This window comes from Methylomonas sp. 2F7, from assembly GCF_057126975.1.
In genome coordinates, this window is record NZ_CP195203.1 from 3,134,420 (window position 1) to 3,153,975 (window position 19,556).

The window sequence follows — 19,556 nt, forward strand, 5'->3', positions numbered from 1 at the left end:
TGTTGTAGTTATTAGTCCCGACGCACGGCTTTCCCTTAAAGGCAAGCAAATATACACAGCTCTTCAAAATCTGCAAGTTATAAAAAATGGACGTCTCTTCTATCATCACCTCTCTAAACGACGATCAACGTCTGGCCGTTTCTGCCCCGATGCAAGCCATGCTGGTACTGGCCGGCGCCGGTAGCGGCAAAACCCGGGTGCTGGTCCATCGCATCGCTTGGCACATCCAGGTCAACCAGATTTCGCCTTATAACATCCTGGCGGTAACGTTTACCAACAAAGCCGCCAACGAAATGCGTAACCGTATCGAAGAGTTACTGGAGACTCCAGCCCGCGCCATGTGGATAGGCACTTTCCACGGCCTGGCTCACCGTTTACTGCGGCAACACGCCAAGCAAGCCAATCTGCCAGAAACCTTCCAGGTAATGGACAGCGACGACCAATTGCGCATCATCAAACGGCTGATGAAAAACCTGAATCTGGACGACAGCAAATGGCCGCCCAAGCAAGCGCAATGGTTTATCAATGCGCAAAAAGACGAAGGCATCCGCGCCAAGCACATGCAGGACAGCAGCGATTTTTATAACCGGCAGATGAAGCAAGTTTATCTGGCGTACGAAGAAGTATGCCAACGCTCCGGCCTGGTGGATTTTGCCGAATTACTGCTCAGAGCTCACGAATTGCTGCGCGATAACGAAGATTTATTGGCGTTTTATCGGCAGCGCTTCGTACAAGTCCATGTCGACGAATTCCAGGACACCAACACCATTCAATACGCCTGGCTGCGCTTACTCACCGAAGGCAACAACAATCTATTCGTGGTCGGCGACGACGATCAATCGATCTACGGCTGGCGCGGTGCCAAAATCGAAAACATCTTCAATTTCCAAAAGCATTATCCCGAACACGGCATCGTCCGCCTGGAGCAGAACTATCGCTCCAGCGGCCATATCCTGAAAGCCGCCAATACCTTGATCGCCAACAACGACAACCGGATGGGAAAGGAATTATGGACCGATGCCGGTGAAGGCCAGGCCATTTCTCTATATTCGGCGTTTAACGAGCAAGACGAAGCCTATTTCGTGGTCGAGAAAATTCGGCAATGGGTTAAGGATGGCGGCTTGCGTAGCGACACAGCGATTCTGTATCGCTCCAACGCCCAATCGCGGCAATTCGAAGAACGCTTGATGACCACCGCCACGCCCTACCGGGTTTACGGCGGCCTACGCTTTTTCGAGCGCATGGAAATCAAAAACGCCCTCGCCTATCTGCGTTTGTCGACTAATCCACACGACGATCCTTCCTTTGAACGGGTAGTGAATACGCCAACCCGAGGCATCGGCGCCAAGACCCTAGACGACATGCGGATTCTGGCCCGCGAACAACAGCTGTCGCTATGGCAAGCAGCCTTGGTGATGTTGGAGAAAAATCAGTTGCCGGCCCGCGCAGCGAATGCTTTGCGCGGCTTTTTAAACCTGATTCTTGCGCTCGGCGAAACGACGAAAGAGCTGAGTCTGCATGAAACCGTCAAACAAGTAGTCGAGACCAGCGGCCTGATCGAACTTTATAAGAAAGAAAAACAAGACAAAGGCGAAGCCCGGGTAGAAAACCTGGAGGAACTGGTCAACGCCGCGAGATTGTTCGATTACGACAGCGAAAACGCCGAGAACATGGGCGAGCTGGACATGTTTTTAGCACACGCCGCATTGGAAGCCGGTGAAATGCAAGGCGAGGTCGATGAAGATTGCGTGCAATTAATGACGCTACATTCGGCCAAGGGTTTGGAGTTCAAGCTGGTATTTCTAGTGGGCTTGGAAGAAGGCCTATTCCCTTCTCAGCAAGCGCTGGACGACGCCGGCCGCTTACAGGAAGAGCGCCGGCTGTGCTACGTAGGTATAACTCGAGCGATGCAACAGCTGTATCTAACCCACGCCGAATCCCGGCGCCTGTACGGCAAAGACAGTTATCCGCGCGCCTCTCGATTTTTGCGCGAACTGCCGCAGGAGTCGATTCAAGAAATCAGGCTCCGCGCCAATGTCAGCAGACCGGCCAGCAATAGTGCACCACAAACCACAAGCCTGGGCGGCAAGGGTACTTACAAACTGGGTCAGCCTGTCAGGCACGAAAAATTTGGCGAGGGCGTGGTCCTGCAAATGGAAGGAGAAGGCGAACAAGAGCGGGTACAGATCAATTTCCGCAATGCGGGCATCAAATGGCTGATGCTGGCTTACGCCAAGCTGGATGCGGCGTAGTTTAGAGCATGTTGAAATCGTGGCGTTCGGATAAACCGAACGCCACGAAACAAGGCAAGCCGACTAAAAATTAGTCGGTGACAGTGATGACTTTAAGAGAGTTGGTGCCGCCGCTGGCGCCGGTCAAGTCGCCTTTGGTACGAATCAGCGCATCGCCCGGTTTCACAACACCACGCGCTTTCAAGGCTTTGATCAGACTTTGAGTCACACTGGCCGACTCCATCTTTTCCTTGGCAAACGGAATGGGGAATACACCTTTGTAAAGAGTCACACGACCCAGAGTGCGCTCCTGGCTGCTGAAGGCAAAGATAGGAATATCCGAGCTAATCCGTGACATCCATAGCGGCGTGGAGCCCGATTCGGTCAAAGACGCAATACCGGCGATTTTGGTATGGTTCGCCATATACATTGCAGACATCGCAATGGCTTCGTCCATCCGTTCGAACTTGTCGGTCATCCGGTGCATGGATTTGGTCACGCTAGGTTGCTTTTCCGTTTCCAGACAGATACGCACCATGGCTTGCACGGTTTTCACCGGATGCTTGCCGGAGGCAGTTTCCGCGGACAACATGATCGCATCGGTACCGTCGACAATAGCGTTGGCCACATCGAATACTTCCGCACGGGTTGGGATCGGATTCTCGATCATCGATTCCATCATCTGTGTCGCGGTAATCACGGCCCGGTTCAGTTCACGCGAACGACTGATCAGCAGTTTTTGAGCGGCTGGCAGATTGGCGTCGCCGATTTCAACCCCCAAGTCGCCACGCGCGACCATGATCGCGTCAGAGGCCAAGATGATTTCGTCGATGACTTCCATCGCTTCCGCGCGCTCTACCTTGGCAACCAAGCCGGCGTAAGAACCGGCTGCTTGCAATAGCTCACGGGCTTCGTTCATATCAGCTGCCGTGCGCGGGAAGGAAATCGCCACGTAATCGGCTTGAATCACCGCAATGGTTTTGATGTCTTCCTTGTCCTTATCGGTCAAGGCCGCTGCGGACAAGCCGCCGCCCAACAAGTTGATACCTTTGTTGTTGGACAAATCACCGCCCACTACCACTTTCGTGTTGACGCGGGTATTGTCGATCACATCGACCACATCCAGGACTACCCGGCCATCGTCCAGCAACAAACGAGTACCGGGTTTAACTTCGCGAGCCAAAGGTTCGTAGCTGATACCCACTTGGGTATTATCGCCGTCAAGTTTGCCCAGATTAATATCCAAGGCAAAATCCTGACCTTCTTCCAGCCAGACTTTGTTGTCTTTGAAGCGTTCGATACGGATTTTGGGACCTTGCAAATCAGCCAGAATACCGACCCTACGGCCGGTTTTCTTGCTTAATTCGCGAACGCGGTTGGCGCGATCAATATGATCCTGCGCCGAACCGTGCGAGAAATTAAGCCTTACAACATCGATTCCAGCCTCGAACAACTCTTCAAGTACACCGGGCTTGTCCGTAGCAGGTCCCAGCGTAGCCAGGATTTTCGTTCTTCGTAGCAGCATGTAAACCCTTATTTAGCGTTGAACAAAGCAACCGTGGTATCGAGCATACGGTTTGAGAAACCCCATTCGTTGTCGTACCAGGACAGGACTTTCACGAAATTGCCGCCGGTGACTTTGGTCAGACCCGCTTCGTAGATTGAAGAATGTGGGTTGTGGTTGAAGTCCATAGACACCAATGGCTCGTCGTTGATCGCCAAAATGCCTTTCAATGGACCTGCAGCCGCTTCGCGCAAAATGCCGTCGATTTCTTCTTTGGTAGTGTTACGTGAAGCTTGGAAGCACAAATCCACCACAGAAACGTTGATGGTCGGTACGCGCATCGCAAAACCGTCGAGTTTGCCTTTCATTTCCGGCAATACCAAACCAACCGCCGCTGCCGCACCGGTTTTGGTGGGGATCATGGATTGCGTAGCGGAACGCGCGCGGTGCAAGTCGCTGTGGTATACATCGGTCAACACTTGGTCGTTAGTATACGAGTGGATAGTCGTCATCAAACCGTGATCAACACCGATGGTGTCCATCAAAGGCTTGACTAATGGCGCCAAGCAGTTGGTGGTGCAAGAGGCATTGGAGATAACGGTGTCGGATGCTTTCAGGGTTTGGTGGTTAACACCGTAAACAATGGTTGCATCGACATCATTGCCGCCAGGAGCGGAGATAATGACTTTTTTTGCTCCGGCAGTAATGTGCGCAGACGCTTTAGCTTTGCTGGTAAAGAAACCGGTGCATTCATGAACGACGTCAACACCCAATTCAGCCCAAGGCAGTTTTGCGGGATCTCTTTCGGCAAATACGCGGATTTTATCGCCGTTGATCACGATGTAATCGCCGTCGACAGAAACATCGAACGGAAATTTACCATGTACGGTATCGTATTTGGTCAAGTGTGCGTTGGTTTTGGAATCGCCCAAATCGTTAATAGCGACAACTTGGATCTCGTTGGTGCGACCTGATTCGTACAAAGCGCGCATGACATTGCGACCGATACGACCATAACCGTTAATTGCAACTTTAATTGCCATAGAGTTTTCTCCGGGATGAGTGTGAAAGACTTGCGTCGAGATGTGCCAAAAGCACCAAAAATAGACTGGATTGTAGCAACAACCAGCCCTCTACGTCTACCGCTGCGGCGCGCTGCGGCTGGCAGAAATCCACACTATTCACCCCGCATCATCTTTAAGCTCGTGTGGGCGCTGTGCTGTTGAAGTCCGCTCAACATCCGGCTTCGGCAAGCCTGAGCGGAATACCAGTAATCAATAGCGCCGGCTCAATAAAAGGTACAATCCTGTCAACTTTCCACTTACCGCAGCACAACCCATGCAGATTCAATGGTATCCCGGCCACATGCACAAGGCCAGCAAGGAGATCAAGCACGCCTTGCCCGACATCGATTTGCTGATTGAAATACTCGACGCCCGCATTCCTTACAGCAGCCAAAACCCCATGCTGGCCAGTCTGCGCGGCGACAAACCCACCATCCGCGTCCTCAGCAAAACCGATTTGGCCGATCCTGAACTGACTAAAAAATGGCAAGCCTATTTGGAACGGGAACAGGCCGTCAAAACCCTGGCCGTCACTACCCAACAACCGGACAAGATCAAACAGATTATTGACTTGTGCGCCAAGATGCTGCCGGAGAAAACCGCCGCCAACAAGGTCATCCGCACCATGATCATGGGCATCCCTAACGTCGGCAAATCCACCATTATTAATGTGCTGGCCGGGCGTACCATCGCCAAGACCGGCAACGAACCCGCCGTCACCAAGCAGCAGCAACGCATCAATATGGGTAATAACATCGTACTATCCGACACTCCCGGCGTACTCTGGCCCAATGTGGAAAACCGCCACAGCGGCTACCGTCTGGCGGTAACCGGCGCCATCAAGGATACTGCTTTCCAACACGACGACATCGCGCTTTATGCACTGGAATATCTGCGTACAGCCTACCCAGAACAGTTAAGTCAGCGCTATCGTTTGGCACCCTTGCCCGAAGAACCACTTGCACTACTAGAAGCCATCGGCGCGAAACGCGGCTGTTTGCGTAGCGGCGGCATCGTCGAACTGGACAAAGCCGCCAAGCTATTAATGAACGAACTGCGCGCCGGCACCTTGGGTCAAATCACCCTGGAAACCCCCGAGATGATAGAAGCGGAAATGCTGGAACTGGCGGCCATCCGCGAGCAAAAAGCCGCCAAACAAACAGCTAGGCGGCGCGGCTTAGAGCCGCATTTAACCCCGCCCACATAGCATCACTCAAAAAATCGGCCACAAGATGTTTAATGCCGAGAACGGGAGCTATCCACCTCGAATCCGCAAGCCGCATATTTTTCGATACCGGTGCTTTAGAAGATAATTTGGTCCGCAGAGGTTATATTGAAGAGCAACGGACGATGATCGGGCGCATCCATATCATAAACTCTCGGATCGAGCGGAATCGGCTCAATCCGCACCAAATTGCTAGCCAAAACCCAGTCTAAGGTATTAACCAATCCGCTATTGGCTTTATGCGTACCTTGCCCCTGCCAGACATCGTGTGGATGAGATCCCTGAATGTCCAAATTCGCGTGGTTACCGATTTCCCAATTCAAATCCCCGGTGATCGCCCAGGTTGCATCCTGCATACTTGCGGCTGTTTTCAATTGATACTTTGTCAATCCGGTTTGACCGGACTTGAAGTGACCAAAATGAAGGTAACCGTTATAGTGAGCGAATGCATGTGCGTGGACCGAAAACAACCCTCGGTTCAGGCCTAGAAAATCCCCCTGAAAGCCAAAGTCCAGGCCAGGTTTACGACGAATCGCCACAACATAGCTATTGCTATGCCCACCGTGCAAGCACTGCACACAATAACTGGGCCAATCGGTCTGGTTGTATACTTTATCGAGGAAATTGACATAAGCATCTTCCCGAGCCCCATGCACCTCGCATATAAAAAGCACATCCACTATGGCAGGTTTGAGCATATTGTCGATAAAACCTGAAACCAAAGCCTGCTTTTCTATTGCCGAGCCCTGCCCGTTCTTTTCGATGTTCCAGCTAGCGACAATCATTGTTCCACCATTAGATAAAAGACGTTAAAGGAATTCCTAAAAGCACCTAGCAAACCGCTATGGCTAAATGCTGGCCCCGTGCCATCGAAAATGACATTACAGATGTCACGAAAGAATCACGCTTTCATGACCTTATAAATATGATGCGCGCCGGCATGATTAACGGTGCTTTCTTCCACGGTAACCGAGAAACCGAAATCCGGGCCGATATTTTTCGGATCGTGCTCCTCGCCGACAAATTCCGAATAGGGAATATAAATCCGCGTGTGCTCGGTAATGTAGTCTTTAACTTGGTGGAAAAACCGTTTCAATATATCGCGCCCACCGTCTTCGTTCAGCCCGAAGGTGCCGTCGGACGGGTAATAATTGAAATTAAAAACAATTAGGTCAAACAGCGTGTGCGGCACATCGGCAAATAAATCGCTGTGCAGAAAATCGATAGGCGCCAATTCAGGATTCAAACGCGTGTTTTCCAAGGTGCAATGCACCGCATCCCGATTAAAGTCCACCCCCATCACGCTTTCGCAGCCCATTTTTTTTAACAAAAACGCGAAATAGCCGCTGCCGCAGCCCATATCCAAAGCCATTTCAGCGGGCGGCTGTTGCAGAATGAAATTCCCGAAAAAAGAGCTGGTTAGTCCAAAATCGGACGGAAACACATTTTTGGCAATCTTCAAGTTAATGCCATCCAACTCCGTCATATAAGGTTGTTTATCCAAATAGTGGGCCAATTCCTGCTTGCGAGCATCGATGCTCATCTCCGGCTGTTTCATAATTCACTATGTTGAGTTGAGTTGCGCCACGCTTATGGACGCGTTCATTTTAGGAGCCTGCCGTAAACGGCTGGCCGGTTCACACTTAAATCCTACAACAAACAGCCGCTGGCAGCCAAACCCTATGCCGTTATCGCCAGCCGCGCAGAGTCCGCAGCGTTGGCTAACTGCCCGCCTTTGATGTCGGCCAAGCAGCTCGACAGCCACGTAAGCGCGGGCAATTTGCCCGACTTTTTCGGGCAAATATCAGCTTACCCAAGCCGCCGTCTCGCCTAAACTGCAACAGTTCGCGATATTCAGAGCCCAAACATCAGCCTGCGTATCAGTCGCACACCCAGCCACTATCAAACAGAAAACATCGCCATGAACACATATCTTTTCGACGACCGCCGTATCGATTGGCAAACCCTGGAGGGATTTGAGCATTTACGCTATTTCATTCTGAACATCGACGCCGACGCCAACATTGCCGACGTCTTGTTCAAATTTGCCGCCGGCCAACAAATAGTGCTGCACCGACACAAAGCGCCAAACCACATTTTTGTCATCCAAGGCGAACATAGAATCTACCACGCCGACGGCACATTGAAGGAAATCAGGCCGGTCGGCAGCTACACCCTCAGCCCGGCCAGCGACGTGCCGCACCGGGAAGGCGGCGGCGACATTGACGTCATCCTGTTGTTCAGCATCCGCGGCACCGGGGTGCTTTACGACATACTGGACGACGATGCCAACGTTATCGGTAGCCTGGCGATGTCCGACTTCGTGGCATTACACCAAGCACAGTCCCGGCAAACGGGATAAAAATCGCGCGATGTCGGAATTTTGAACCGGTGCAATGCTCCCAGTCGGTTAGCGTTTGCTGAGGCATTGGGCTGTACCGGCAATATCCAGTTGCTCAAGGCTTTAATGCCGTCATCTCGTCTCGGCCATATCTATTCATGACTTAGGGGTTTAACTATGTATTAACCCGGCCCTATTTATCACGAGTATTCCGTTCAGGCTGAGCTCGTCGAAGCCCGGGCGGGTGTGCCCTTAGATAGGCTTGTATGGTAAAGTTAAAGAGAATCGAGGGGACGTTCGGTGTCGGGATGGAGAGACGTCGACGGGTATCTGCTAAGCCAGGCCTCGCTGAGAATTCATCCCATCGCGTCTTCCAAAGTCGATAAAAAATCTAGCGGTTATACCGCCGATTTGCGCACAAGCTTACTCGGCAGACGCCTATGCTAACGGTGACCATGACAACTTCAAGGTTTGCCGGCCAACCTGGTCAGCGCATTATTGGTAATTTTCACCAGCAAATTTGGGATGCCGGTTTCCCCCCACGTTTCGGTGGGTTCTTTATTCGGTATCGGCTTGGCCGCGGCAAGGCCAATACTGGAGCGATCGCATCGATTGCCTTATCCTTGCTGCTGACCTTACCCTGCATGGCTATCTGTTCCGCTGCCATTTCATACGCCTAGCACTTATCTTCAATAATAAAAATACGAGGCTTTTCATGACTACCAGTATCGAGATCAGCGAATCGGTCCGCCATTACTACGGCCAGGTCTTGCAATCCAGCAAGGATCTAAAAACTAGCGCCTGTTGCAGCATCGACGCCATGCCGAACTATTTAAAAGCCTTGGTGGTCAACCTGCATCCCGAAATCTTGGAACGGTTTTACGGCTGCGGATCACCATTACCCCCCGCGTTGACTGGTAAAACGGTGCTGGATTTGGGCTGCGGCACCGGCCGCGACTGCTATCTGCTGTCGAAACTGGTCGGCGCGACAGGACGGGTAATTGGCGTGGATATGACACCCGAGCAATTGGAAGTTGCCGTGCGTCATCGCAACTGGCACGCCGAACGCTTTGGGTTTGCCAATGTTGAGTTTTTGCACGGTCACATCGAAAACCTGCACACCGTGGGTATCGCCGATAACAGCATCGACGTAGTAGTCTCCAACTGCGTGATCAATCTATCGCCGGAAAAGCCCAGTGTGCTGGCGGAAATATTCCGGGTATTGAAACCCGGCGGCGAACTGTATTTTTCCGATGTATTTGCCGACCGCCGCATCCCATTCGGACTGCGCCAAGACCCGGTTTTATTGGGCGAATGCCTGGGTGGCGCTTTGTATTGGGAAGACTTCCGGCGCATTTTGCAAGACTTAGGCTGCCCCGATGTCCGCAAGGTCAAACAAAATCCCATCAGCATCGACGACCCGGAAGTATTCGCAAAAATCGGCATGATCAAGTTCGATTCAGTGACAGTGCGCGCCTTTAAAATGCCATTGGAAGATCGTTGCGAGGACTTCGGCCAAGTCGCGACTTATTTGGGCACTATTGAGCAACACCCGCACAGCTTCGATTTGGACGATCATCATCATTTCGAAACCGGCCGGCCGTTAAGAGTCTGCGGTAACACCGCCGACATGCTCGCGGGTAGCCGCTATGGCGAACACTTCCGAGTATTGGGCGACAAGACCCGGCATTTCGGCTTATTCAATTGCTCGCCCGGCCCCGGCAGCGAAGCCGTCAAGACTGACAGCGCCTGTTGCTGAGATGGGCTCATCCGATCAAACAGTGAGAGTGTAGTGCCTGGCGGCGACTCGGAACGCTGTGGCTTCCAGCCAGGTGTGCGGGAGCGGATATCGGCCGGATCATACAGATAGGCCAGGATTTTGCCGCCGGCGTTGCCACAGATATAGCCGATGGCGGAGCCGGTTTTGTTGGCGCCGGTTTTGCGGCCCAACAGGTTATAGCTGAAGCTTTTGTTGTCGGCTGCACTTCAGGAACCGGGTTAACAGTAAACTTTACCGACCTGGTTTCAGTGGGTTTGGAAAAGCCGTTCTGTTTGAGCGAACGGGTAGCGATTGGTGTTCATGTGATGATGTGCTCGAGTTGCCGCAATAAAGCGAGCATCGCTATACCGACAGTTGCAAAACCGGTTGGATAAAGAATAGAGAAGAATCAAAATAATTGCCAAGTACCGGCTAAAAGCAGCCAGACCCCAAACCTGTCAATGGCAACTGTCCGACCAACACTGATCCGCAATAGTTAATCCGCCCCGACCGCTTTTTTTAACAGCGGTTTGAAAGCAAAAATCGCCAAGCCGGTAGCGCCGCCCATCACTGCCAATAACAGAAAGAAATCCTGTCTTGGCATTTGCTCGTAAAAACTGCCGATGTAGCCCGACAAATAATTGCCGAAAAACGTCGACAGAAACCACGTGCCCATCAACATCCCTACCAAACGCGGCGGCGAGACTTTGCTGACCAGCGACAAACCGACCGGCGATAAATAAAGTTCGCCAAGCGTGTAAATCAAGGTACACAGCGCCAACCACAGAAAGCTGATTTTTTCGGCGGATTGCACATCGCTAATCGCGAAAATCAGCACCAAGAACGATGCGCCCAGCAATATCGAGCCGAATGCCATTTTGCCGACACTGGAACTTTGCCGGCCCTGGCTGGCACGGTACCTGGATATTCGGTCGATTAGCGGCACCAACAGGAATATGAAGGCCGGATTCAGGGATTGAAACCATGTGGAGGGCATTTCCCAGCCCAGGATATGCCAATCGGTGTTGTGTTCGGCGAACAGTTGCAGTGTGTTGCCTTGCTGCTCGTAAACTGCCCAGAACAGAATATTCAGCACTGCTAAAGCCATTAATCCGCCTAGTGCCTGCCATTCTTTAGTAGTCAGCGGTTCAGGCTTGATCACGTAAGCCGCAGGTTTAACAAATTGATCCGCACCCAGATATTTTTGCCCAAACAGATAGACCAGCAAACCCATTAGCATCCCGAAGCCGGCGGCGCCGAAGCCGTAATGCCAGCCGTAGCGCTGGCCCAAGGTGCCGCAGATCAACGGCGAGAAAAACGCCCCCAGATTGATGCCCATATAAAAAATCGTAAACGCGCCGTCACGGCGCGGATCGTCGGGGGGATATAAATTGCCCACTTGAGTCGAAATATTGGGCTTGAAACAGCCGTTACCCAGAATCAAAAACAGCAACGCCAACAGGAAAAACGCTTCGGCAGCCATCAAAAAATGACCGATAGCCATCAACACGCTGCCTACTATCACACATTTGCGCGGCCCCCACACTCGGTCGGCCAAAATCCCGCCGAACAGCGGGGTGAAGTACACCAAGCCGGTATATAAACCGTAAATCTGCGAGGCCAAGGCTTGCGTGGACAACGGCCCGAACAATCCCTGCAAACCCGTCTGTAGCGGCGCAAATCCGAATACCAACGTATTGGTTTGCGCGGCTTGAATTAAATGTTGGGTCATGTACAACACCAGCAAGGCGCGCATCCCGTAATAGGAAAATCGCTCCCACATTTCGGTGAAAAACAGCACGAACAAGCCGATGGGATGACCAAACAGTTTTTTTTTATTCACGTGGGAAAAGTGTTGTTAGTTTCTTTGGAAAGCGTGTTGAACATCATCTCACAAGCGCCAATCTGGGGCATTTTTGCGGTAACCCCTCAGTAAATGCACCGCCTTGAAACACGGCAACTATAAGCGACAAAAAAAGTGCCCATTCAGCATGTTTTCGGCTACCGCATCGCCGATTAGGCTGTTATAAAGGGAACACGCGCCATAGTTTGCGCTATTCGAACTCCTGGTTAGCCCCTGGATTTCGATTAAATATTTTCAAGGAAACTTAATGACAACGCTAAGCGATTATTTCGACTACCGGCTAGATGCCGACGGTAACAAATATGTAGAAGTTTCGATTCGGGGCGTGACTTTACTCAGGCTACCGGCAACCAATAAAGGCACAGCGTTTAGTGTGCAGGAACGCATCGAACTGGGCTTGGATGGCTTGCTGCCGCCGCAAGTGACGGATATGGAACACCAGCTCGAACGGCTATACGCCAATTATCAAAAACAAGCAGATGATATTTCCAAGTATCAATTTCTCCGGGCGCTGCAAGACCGCACCGAAGTACTGTTTTACGCGCTGTTGGAACGGCATCTGGACGAAATGGTGCCGATAGTCTACACCCCAACGATAGGCTTGGCGGTGCAGCAGTTCAGCTCCAACTTTACCACCACACGCGGATTGACTTTTTCGGCAGCCAATATCGACCGGGCCGAAACCATTTTGCAAAACTACCCCTTGCACGATATTCGCATGATTGTGGTGACCGATTCCTCGTCGATTCTGGGTATCGGCGACCAAGGCATGGGCGGCTTGGCGATTTGCATCGGCAAATTGGGGCTGTATACCGTCGGCGGCGGCATGTGTCCGTTTCAAACCTTGCCGGTCAATCTGGACGTGGGTACCAACCGCGCCGAATTGCTGGACGATCCTTTTTATTTAGGTGCACACACCCAGCGCTTGCACGACCAGCCTTATTTCGAATTGGTCGATAAATTTGTTAACTCGGTACAGAAAGTCTGGCCAAAAGCCATTATCCAATGGGAAGATTTTGCCAAAAACGTGGCCTTCGATTTATTGGCGAAATACAAAGATGTTATGCCCTGTTTTAACGACGACATCCAAGGCACTGGAGCGATGGCCTTGGCTGGCCTGCTGTCGGCTTGCCGTAAGAAAGGCGAAACCCTGGCAGAGCAAACCGTGGTAGTGGTAGGCGCCGGTGCCGGCGGATTTGGCGTGGCCAGTACCATTAAAAAAGGCATGCTGCGCGAAGGTTTAACCATGGAGCAAATTCTGCAGCGGATTTTCGTGGTCGATGCCCATGGTCTGGTGGTCAAGGAAGCCACCACCGAGGCTTACAAATTGCCGCTGTCGCATACTCAGGAAAGTTATCACGACTGGGATATTCCCGATGATAGGGTACCCAACCTGCTGGAAGTGGTCACTCATGCCAAGCCCACCGTATTGCTCGGACTAACTGGCGTGCCGGGATTGTTCACCGAAACCGTGATTAAAACCATGGCGGCAAACCACGCTCACCCCATTATTTTCCCTTTATCCAACCCCACCGCCAATTGCGAAGCCACGCCGGAAGACATTTTGGAGTGGACGCAAGGCTCGGCAATGGTTGCAACCGGCAGCCCATTCGCCGACGTACAATATCAAGGCCGGCGTTATCCGATTGGGCAGGGCAATAATGCCTTTATATTTCCCGGCTTGGGCCTTGCCGCGGTGTTGGGCGAGTGCAGCCGGATTAGCGACGCGATGGTCTTGGAGTCTGCCTATACCTTGGCCGACTACATCGCGGAGAATTGTTTGACTGCCGGCCTGATCTTCCCGCCGGTGGGCGATCTAAAACAAGTCAGTTTATTTGTGGCTAATCGGGTATTGGCTAAAGCCCTGGAAGACGGCTCCGCGACGCGGCAGGATTTAGTGGGCATTGATCTGGAAGCCTACGTTAAAGCCAATCTCTGGAAAGCCGAGTATCTGCCTTGCAAATATGCCGGGGCAGCGGTAACAAATTGATGGAATTTCCCCACTAAGAAGGCTCAGCGGTAAGACTTAGCACTTGCAATTAGATTTGAATCTGCTGAATCTCGCTTACCTGATTGGCGGGATTGGCATTCTGGTGGAATGGCGGGCTTATTGTCTGCCGGATGGCCTGGCGTTTCGGCGCTGGTCCGCGGCCGGGGCCGTGCTGTGGGCCGTGCAATACTTGTTGCTGGATGCCTGGACCGCCGGCTTGACCATGGCCAGTACCGCCCTGCGCACCATGCTGTCCAACCGTCTGGAGAAAGGTTTGTACAAGCGCTGGGCGGCGGCAGGGTTCGTGGCCTTGTTTAGCGGGCTTACGGCATTCTCTTGGCAAGGCCCGATCTCTTTACTGCCGGCCTTTGCGGTAATCAACACCACACTGGCTTTGTTTTATCTGGATAATCGCCGCATGCGCGTTGCACTGTTGGCTTCCAGTGTGGCATGGATAAGCAACGATTATATCTGGCAAGCCTGGCCGGCGTTTGTAGCCGAAACCGTGGCGATGGGCCTTAATCTGCGGACGATACGCAAGCTGTTTGCCCAATAACAACGCGCCCCTTCAATATAAAACACTTGAGCCGTCCCCTACCCCGTGACGGCGTTTCTGAAATGGCTTTATACCGTTTCTGTCTCCGCAACGGGTTCTTCCAGGACTTTCCAGTTATTTTCAAGCAAGGCGCAATAAGGGCGCAACGCGGCCATCAGCGTTTGATAAATAGTGAATGCATCGGTTGGGTCTTTTTGCTTAAGCTCGGCGACTTCGGTCAGAAATCGATACAGCATTTTTACCAAATTCTCGATGGACATCGCCAGCCAGGCATCGTTTGTTATCCATTTATCGATAAACTCATCCAGCCGTGCGAAGGTCAGTTTTAGCAGCGGATAAGCGGTTTGGGTCTCCTTAAATTCCCGGAGCAGCATGTAATCTAGGTAAGCCCGCTCCGATGCCACCCGTGGCCGGTTGGTAATACTGAGGTAAGTGGCTTTGTGGTGGGCATAGGCGGCATCGAATTTTTCGCAAAATTCGGTTTCGGTGGTCATCGCCAGCCAAGTCTGCAAACTCGCGGTGCTTACGCCGTAACACTCCTTGATTGAGTTTGCCATTTTGTCGAATTGCTCGATGAATGCCGGCTTGGCCAGTTCGCCTTTAATCAGATTTTCAATTGCCACCAGTTCGCTTGCAGTAACGCATACCGTGGCCAATTCTCGAACAATTTTTAGCTCGACACCCATATTGTCTTTACCTATTTTCGCTATGTAAAAATTAAAGCCGCGCTTTCAGCCCAAGTTTACAGCGTCAGATCGACGATTTCGGCAACGCAGGCATTGTCTTTAACCGTGTGCAGCGCATTGTCGAATACCATGTTCGAGTTGAATAAAACGCTTTTGACAATGATGGCGCCGGCCGCATCTTTAATCACAAAAAAAGTATCGCCTTCAGGAACCTTGCTGGCGGCAATCTGGTTGCTCATTAAGGAGCCGGTTCGCACTTCTTTAATGCCCTGGAGAGCTTCTTCTTTGTTGTCGTAATCGCCGCTGATCAGAATCAGTTCGCCCTTACTGTTCACAAAAGAAAAGGAATACTGATTGTCGTCGTTGGCTTTAAGTTGAAAAGTGGCTGGCATATTCTGTCCCGGAAGTTAACAGTTGAATGGAAGATCGTGGCCGATCAATTTTCAGTCTCCCGATTACTCCCAAGCTATCGGAAAAGCGCGATTGCAGAGGAACTAAAGCGTGACCGGCAGAGGCTATAAATCCAAAAGCAAGCGTTATGCCAACAAAAATTCCTTAAAAATCAGCCAGAAACAGCTCAGTAGATGTTCAATTGTCGGTTTTGCTACACGACATTGGGCGATCTGATAGCCAGTGAACCGTTCTCATCAAGTAGCGGCCAATTCGCTTTGCAGCCTATGCCTGAATGCCGACAAATCCTGCTCGGCAATATTGCGCATCAAGTTGGGTTCCGCTCATAATTTTTCCTGATTTTAGCTAGTGCCCAAAAGATCGTCATTCCGGCAGGGATTGCCGGAATCCAGGCTTCAGGGATGATTCGAAGCCCACCATACATGGCACTGGATACCGGCTTCCATGCGGGTATGACGCATAGCTGAAGATCTTGCTAGTCATGCAATTTTTACATAGCCGAATAGCGCAGCCAGTCGGAGTAAGTGTCCACATCCCATTGGCTATCCAGTTCGTAAAGGTTCAAACCGATGTCCTTTGCCCGGTTGCGGGTGGCTGCAATGACCTGGTCATGGCCCCAGCTCATGTCGCTGAACAGTCTCGGTTGTGTTGCGTTTAAGCCGATCATCACATACCCGCCATCGTCGGCCGGCGCGATAACCGCATCATGACCTTCGCGTAACACCGTCAATGCGCGAAGCAAATCGTCACTAGAAAGACTGGGACAGTCGCAACCCATCAGCAAGGCATGGCGGTATCTGCCTAACGCATCAGCAAAGGCACGGTGCATGCGTTCACCCAAGTCGGCGCCGTGTTGCACCTTCAATGTCAGCGGAAAACGCCGCGCACAATCCTGAAAAAAATCATGGCTGGCGTCCGGCGCGCAGTGCAGTTCAACCGCACACAAAGGCTGCTGGAAGGCGCGATCCAGGGTCATATAAGTCAGTTGTCGGTGTGCTGCGGCAGCCTGTTCGGCATTTAAGGCTGGTTGCAGCCGGGTTTTGACTTGGCCGGGAGTCGGCGCTTTGCAAAAAATCAACAGTACGCTATCGGGATACAGCGTGGGCATGGCTTAAACCTTGCGCCGCCAAGCGTGATAACGGCCCAGCCATTTCAACAGCCCCTGGGGGGCGTGATTGCGCTTCCAGACGCCCGCCGCGTATTTATTGGCTTCCGCCATGGTTGGATAAATATGTATGGTGCCTAAAATCTTATTCAGACCGATGCCGTGTTTCATCGCCAGCACGAATTCCGCCAGCAAATCGCCGGCATGTTCGCCGACGATGGTGACGCCGAGAATCCTGTCCTTACCCGGCACGGTCAACACTTTGACGAAGCCATGGGCTTCGCCGTCGGCAATCGCCCGATCCAGATCGGCCATGGCGTAGGTCGATACTTCGTAAGCGATATTCTGTGTGTGCGCTTCCTGTTCGTTCAAACCAACGCGCGCCACTTCCGGGTCGGTAAAGGTCGACCAGGGAATCACCGAATAATCGGTGCGAAACTTTTTGACTTGCCCAAACAAGGCGTTGACCGCCGCATACCAGGCTTGATGCGCGGCGGTGTGGGTAAATTGATAAGACCCCGCCACGTCGCCGACGGCGAAGATATTCGGATAATTAGTTTCCTGAAAGGCGTTGGTTTCCAGGGTTTTGCGTGGCGACAAGGCAAGGCCCAGTTCGTCGACGCCATAGCCTGTCACATTGGCGGTGCGGCCAATGGCGATCAACACTTTGTCGAACGGGATTCTGGTGATTTGCCCGTCAGTTTCCGCCAGCAAAATGTGTTCGCCGTTTTCGACGATGAATTCCCTGGCGGTGTGATTGACGTTGACCACCACGCCTTCCGCCTGGAAGCGGGCCCGGACGATGTCCGATACATCCGCATCTTCCCGCAGCATCAGGCGCGGAGCCATTTCCACCAGCGTGACCTGACTACCCAGGCGATTAAAGGTTTGCGCCAGTTCGCAGCCAAGCGGCCCGCCACCCAGCACCAGCAGGCGCTTGGGCAATTCGCGCAAGCTCCAGACGTTATCCGAAGTCAGATAATCGACTTTGTCCAAGCCCGGAATCGACGGCACAAACGGTCGGGCGCCGACGGCGATGACGATAGCGCGGCTGGATATGGTTTTGACGCCGTCGGCTGACGTGACTTCCACCGTCCAGGGCGAGACGATTTTGGCGTTGCCTGCAATCACTTCCACGCCCAGCGCGGTATAACGCTCCACGGAATCGTGCGGCGCTATCGTTTCTATCACCCGCTGCACCCGCTCCATCGCTTCGGCGAAATCAAACTCGGCTTCGGCTTTGGCGATGCCGAATTCCTTGGCGCGCTTGATTTGCGACAACAGCTTTGCCGAGCGAATCAGCGCCTTCGACGGCACGCAGCCGGTGTTCAGGCAGTCGCCGCCCATTTTGTGTTTTTCGATCAACGTCACTTTAGCTTTGACGGCGGCGGCAATATAGGCCGACACCAAACCGCCGGCACCGGCGCCGATCACGATCAGATTGTTGTCGAAACGGTCGGGTTTAGTCCAGCCGGCGTAGACTTTGCGTTGTTGAAAGACTTCGAGCATTTTCTTCGCCCCCAATGGAAACAGACCGAGCAAGGCAAACGAACCCAACAAAGCAGGAGAGAGAATACCGGATAGGGAATCGATTTTCGCCAACTGGGTGCCGGCATTGACATAAACCAGTGTGCCGGCCAACATCCCGACCTGGCTGACCCAGTAAAAGGTGCGGGTCTTGATCGGCGTCAACCCCATAACCAAATTGATCATGAAAAACGGAAACAAGGGCAGCAGGCGCAAGGTAAATAAATAGAATGCGTCATCACGGCTCAGGCCGTCGTCGATGGCCTGCAAGCGGTTGCCGAAGCGGGATTTGACCCAGTCGCGCAACATAAAACGCGCGGCCAGAAACGCCAGGGTAGCGCCGATGCTGGAGGCAAACGAGACGATCAAGGTTCCCCATAACACACCGAAGACCGCGCCGCCGGCCAGTGTCAATATCGTCGCCCCCGGTAATGACAGCGCAGTGACCGCGATATACAACGCAGCATACAGTGCCATAGCCAGTACCGGGTGAGACTGACGGTAATAAGCGATACCGGTCTGCCGCGCTTTTAAATGTTCCAGCGTCAGATAATGCTGCAAATCCAGCGCAAAAAACGTCGCCACCAATACGGCAATACCCAGCAATAATAATGTTCTGGGGGTTTTCATACTGAACTACCGATTCCGGGCAGGCTAGGTTTAGTTGGGTATTTGCATGTCGAATGGCTAAACATCTGTGTTCCTTAAATACAATTGCGCTTGCCTGTTAGTCGCATTTGCCGGTAATGCCTGACAAAAGCCTCAGAACCGCTACTTACCCTGATTTAATAAACATCGCCATCCGGTAGATCAAGCAACCGGCAATGGTTGCCGGGAGCCGGAATTTGTATTCGGTTGGCGCAATACCTACACGATACGACGTCTACTTATATTTTGTCGCTCATTATGCGCCTGCCGCCTAAACACCGCGATGTTCTTAAAATCGGCGAACTGGCCGCTCCCGACCGTAACGAGGGCGGCACACGTCTTTATGCCCGGAAAGATTTGAAACGCATGGCTATCGCTTAGCAGCTTGGCCGTGTCCATCGAACTGTAATCGGCTCAAAAGCTCACCCAAACGCGGCGGTAATGTGCTTCCGGCAAAGTAGCATCAGCGGTTATGCAGCCGCTCCAGACTGATTTTCGTACCGGAATACGGGGATTGTTGGAGGATTTGGAGGAACTGGATCGAGACCTGGAACGTGCGGATATGCTGATTTGGCAATGCGGACATTGTCAAAACCGCCCAAATCGCCAAAAAGCTGTCGGTTGTCTTTGAAGTTTAAAAGGATA

The 19,556-nt window shown here is 52.3% G+C and carries 17 protein-coding genes; 8 read left to right on the forward strand and 9 right to left on the reverse strand.

Annotation, left to right across the window (positions count from 1 at the left end):
• The first annotated feature begins 86 nt into the window (after window positions 1-86).
• Window positions 87-2,252, forward strand: coding sequence for a DNA helicase II (uvrD, locus tag ACR64Q_RS13960; RefSeq protein WP_313732162.1), 2,166 nt, complete (start codon window positions 87-89; stop codon window positions 2,250-2,252).
• A 70-nt stretch (window positions 2,253-2,322) separates the two neighbouring features.
• On the opposite strand, the gene pyk is transcribed toward uvrD, so the two are convergent.
• Both pyk and gap read right to left on the reverse strand, forming a co-directional pair.
• Window positions 2,323-3,756, reverse strand: a complete 1,434-nt coding sequence (gene pyk, locus ACR64Q_RS13965; protein WP_313732161.1) for a pyruvate kinase — start codon at window positions 3,754-3,756, stop codon at window positions 2,323-2,325.
• 8 nt (window positions 3,757-3,764) lie between these two features.
• Complete coding sequence (gene gap / locus ACR64Q_RS13970; RefSeq protein WP_313732160.1) at window positions 3,765-4,778, reverse strand: type I glyceraldehyde-3-phosphate dehydrogenase; 1,014 nt, start codon at window positions 4,776-4,778, stop codon at window positions 3,765-3,767.
• Window positions 4,779-5,073: 295 nt separating this feature from the next.
• On the opposite strand from gap, the gene ylqF reads away from it, so the two are divergent.
• Window positions 5,074-6,006: a ribosome biogenesis GTPase YlqF gene (ylqF, locus tag ACR64Q_RS13975; RefSeq protein WP_313732159.1), complete on the forward strand. Its 933-nt coding sequence runs from the start codon at window positions 5,074-5,076 to the stop codon at window positions 6,004-6,006.
• Between the two features lie 95 nt (window positions 6,007-6,101).
• On the opposite strand, the gene ACR64Q_RS13980 is transcribed toward ylqF, so the two are convergent.
• Window positions 6,102-6,809: a hypothetical protein gene (locus ACR64Q_RS13980; protein ID WP_313732158.1), complete on the reverse strand. Its 708-nt coding sequence runs from the start codon at window positions 6,807-6,809 to the stop codon at window positions 6,102-6,104.
• A gap of 116 nt (window positions 6,810-6,925) precedes the next feature.
• Complete coding sequence (locus ACR64Q_RS13985) at window positions 6,926-7,567, reverse strand: methyltransferase (protein ID WP_483823337.1); 642 nt, start codon at window positions 7,565-7,567, stop codon at window positions 6,926-6,928.
• A 378-nt stretch (window positions 7,568-7,945) separates the two neighbouring features.
• Here ACR64Q_RS13985 and ACR64Q_RS13990 point away from each other — a divergent pair, with 378 nt between their 5' ends.
• The 3 genes from ACR64Q_RS13990 to ACR64Q_RS14000 all read left to right on the forward strand — a co-directional run bounded on the left by ACR64Q_RS13990 (window position 7,946) and on the right by ACR64Q_RS14000 (window position 10,124).
• The gene (locus tag ACR64Q_RS13990) at window positions 7,946-8,386 is read left to right on the forward strand and encodes a cupin domain-containing protein (RefSeq protein WP_313732156.1); all 441 of its coding nucleotides are present in this window, start codon (window positions 7,946-7,948) and stop codon (window positions 8,384-8,386) included.
• A gap of 419 nt (window positions 8,387-8,805) precedes the next feature.
• Entirely contained in the window at window positions 8,806-9,045 is a 240-nt protein-coding gene (locus ACR64Q_RS13995; RefSeq protein WP_313732155.1) for a hypothetical protein, read from the forward strand.
• Window positions 9,046-9,080: 35 nt separating this feature from the next.
• Window positions 9,081-10,124 (forward strand): methyltransferase domain-containing protein, encoded by a 1,044-nt coding sequence (locus ACR64Q_RS14000; protein ID WP_313732154.1) that lies wholly within the window; start codon window positions 9,081-9,083, stop codon window positions 10,122-10,124.
• 496 nt (window positions 10,125-10,620) lie between these two features.
• On the opposite strand, the gene ACR64Q_RS14005 is transcribed toward ACR64Q_RS14000, so the two are convergent.
• Window positions 10,621-11,967, reverse strand: coding sequence for a peptide MFS transporter (locus ACR64Q_RS14005; protein WP_313732153.1), 1,347 nt, complete (start codon window positions 11,965-11,967; stop codon window positions 10,621-10,623).
• Between the two features lie 268 nt (window positions 11,968-12,235).
• Between ACR64Q_RS14005 and ACR64Q_RS14010 the strand changes: the two genes are divergently transcribed.
• Both ACR64Q_RS14010 and ACR64Q_RS14015 read left to right on the forward strand, forming a co-directional pair.
• Window positions 12,236-13,978, forward strand: a complete 1,743-nt coding sequence (locus tag ACR64Q_RS14010) for an NAD-dependent malic enzyme (protein WP_313732152.1) — start codon at window positions 12,236-12,238, stop codon at window positions 13,976-13,978.
• A 43-nt stretch (window positions 13,979-14,021) separates the two neighbouring features.
• Window positions 14,022-14,534, forward strand: a complete 513-nt coding sequence (locus ACR64Q_RS14015) for a YgjV family protein (RefSeq protein ID WP_313732151.1) — start codon at window positions 14,022-14,024, stop codon at window positions 14,532-14,534.
• Between the two features lie 68 nt (window positions 14,535-14,602).
• Here the strand turns inward: ACR64Q_RS14015 and ACR64Q_RS14020 are convergent, their stop codons facing one another.
• From ACR64Q_RS14020 to ACR64Q_RS14035, 4 genes are all read right to left on the reverse strand, one after another.
• The gene (locus ACR64Q_RS14020) at window positions 14,603-15,220 is read right to left on the reverse strand and encodes a hypothetical protein (RefSeq protein ID WP_313732150.1); all 618 of its coding nucleotides are present in this window, start codon (window positions 15,218-15,220) and stop codon (window positions 14,603-14,605) included.
• A gap of 56 nt (window positions 15,221-15,276) precedes the next feature.
• Window positions 15,277-15,612, reverse strand: a complete 336-nt coding sequence (locus ACR64Q_RS14025; RefSeq protein ID WP_020482603.1) for a DUF1508 domain-containing protein — start codon at window positions 15,610-15,612, stop codon at window positions 15,277-15,279.
• Window positions 15,613-16,121: 509 nt separating this feature from the next.
• The gene (locus ACR64Q_RS14030) at window positions 16,122-16,739 is read right to left on the reverse strand and encodes a TIGR04282 family arsenosugar biosynthesis glycosyltransferase (RefSeq protein ID WP_313732149.1); all 618 of its coding nucleotides are present in this window, start codon (window positions 16,737-16,739) and stop codon (window positions 16,122-16,124) included.
• Between the two features lie 3 nt (window positions 16,740-16,742).
• A complete protein-coding gene (locus tag ACR64Q_RS14035) occupies window positions 16,743-18,893 on the reverse strand; it encodes an FAD-dependent oxidoreductase (protein ID WP_313732148.1) in 2,151 nt (716 codons plus the stop codon).
• 225 nt (window positions 18,894-19,118) lie between these two features.
• On the opposite strand from ACR64Q_RS14035, the gene ACR64Q_RS14040 reads away from it, so the two are divergent.
• The gene (locus tag ACR64Q_RS14040) at window positions 19,119-19,292 is read left to right on the forward strand and encodes a hypothetical protein (protein WP_155931087.1); all 174 of its coding nucleotides are present in this window, start codon (window positions 19,119-19,121) and stop codon (window positions 19,290-19,292) included.
• The last annotated feature ends 264 nt before the right edge of the window (window positions 19,293-19,556 follow it).

What these genes read in the sequence shown, in the direction of transcription:
- ACR64Q_RS14010 (WP_313732152.1), top strand. Translation starts at nt 12,236, where the DNA reads ATGACAACGCTAAGCGATTATTTCGACTACCGGCTAGATGCCGACGGT.
- ACR64Q_RS14030 (WP_313732149.1), bottom strand. Translation starts at nt 16,739, where the DNA reads ATGCCCACGCTGTATCCCGATAGCGTACTGTTGATTTTTTGCAAAGCG.
- ACR64Q_RS13990 (WP_313732156.1), top strand. Translation starts at nt 7,946, where the DNA reads ATGAACACATATCTTTTCGACGACCGCCGTATCGATTGGCAAACCCTG.
- ACR64Q_RS14000 (WP_313732154.1), top strand. Translation starts at nt 9,081, where the DNA reads ATGACTACCAGTATCGAGATCAGCGAATCGGTCCGCCATTACTACGGC.
- ACR64Q_RS13985 (WP_483823337.1), bottom strand. Translation starts at nt 7,567, where the DNA reads ATGAGCATCGATGCTCGCAAGCAGGAATTGGCCCACTATTTGGATAAA.
- ACR64Q_RS14025 (WP_020482603.1), bottom strand. Translation starts at nt 15,612, where the DNA reads ATGCCAGCCACTTTTCAACTTAAAGCCAACGACGACAATCAGTATTCC.
- ACR64Q_RS14035 (WP_313732148.1), bottom strand. Translation starts at nt 18,893, where the DNA reads ATGAAAACCCCCAGAACATTATTATTGCTGGGTATTGCCGTATTGGTG.
- ylqF (WP_313732159.1), top strand. Translation starts at nt 5,074, where the DNA reads ATGCAGATTCAATGGTATCCCGGCCACATGCACAAGGCCAGCAAGGAG.
- ACR64Q_RS14020 (WP_313732150.1), bottom strand. Translation starts at nt 15,220, where the DNA reads ATGGGTGTCGAGCTAAAAATTGTTCGAGAATTGGCCACGGTATGCGTT.
- gap (WP_313732160.1), bottom strand. Translation starts at nt 4,778, where the DNA reads ATGGCAATTAAAGTTGCAATTAACGGTTATGGTCGTATCGGTCGCAAT.
- uvrD (WP_313732162.1), top strand. Translation starts at nt 87, where the DNA reads ATGGACGTCTCTTCTATCATCACCTCTCTAAACGACGATCAACGTCTG.
- ACR64Q_RS13995 (WP_313732155.1), top strand. Translation starts at nt 8,806, where the DNA reads ATGCTAACGGTGACCATGACAACTTCAAGGTTTGCCGGCCAACCTGGT.
- ACR64Q_RS13980 (WP_313732158.1), bottom strand. Translation starts at nt 6,809, where the DNA reads ATGATTGTCGCTAGCTGGAACATCGAAAAGAACGGGCAGGGCTCGGCA.
- pyk (WP_313732161.1), bottom strand. Translation starts at nt 3,756, where the DNA reads ATGCTGCTACGAAGAACGAAAATCCTGGCTACGCTGGGACCTGCTACG.